A 331-nucleotide genomic window follows, 5' to 3' on the forward strand; every position below is an offset into this window, starting at 1 on the left:
GGAGGACCACATGCGTATCAATGAAGCTGCCCAAGAAACAGGATTGAGTGCCGACACGATCCGGTATTACGAAAAACAAGGGATTTTGCCACCCGTCGCTCGCGACACCAGTGGCCATCGCCAATTCAGCGCCGACAACATCAATTGGATGACTATTCTGTATTGGTTACGCAAAACGGGCATGTCGATGGAGGTCATGTTGCGATTTGCCCGTTTGGTTCATGCTGGCTCCCACACCATTCCTGAACGCCTGACGATTTTGCGTGCCCATGATGCGTTGCTTGCGCAGCGCCGAGAAGATCTTGATCGTTGTGCCGATCTGCTTGCTTAC

The 331-nt window shown here is 52.6% G+C and carries 1 protein-coding gene; it reads left to right on the forward strand.

Annotation, left to right across the window (positions count from 1 at the left end; all coding sequences use genetic code 11):
• Nucleotides 1-10 precede the first annotated feature (10 nt).
• A partial coding sequence (locus J3L16_RS16070) for a MerR family transcriptional regulator (RefSeq protein ID WP_242698889.1) occupies nt 11-331 on the forward strand: 321 nt, incomplete at its 3' end.

Source organism: Alteromonas sp. 5E99-2, from assembly GCF_017368475.1.
Lineage (GTDB): Bacteria > Pseudomonadota > Gammaproteobacteria > Enterobacterales > Alteromonadaceae > Alteromonas_F.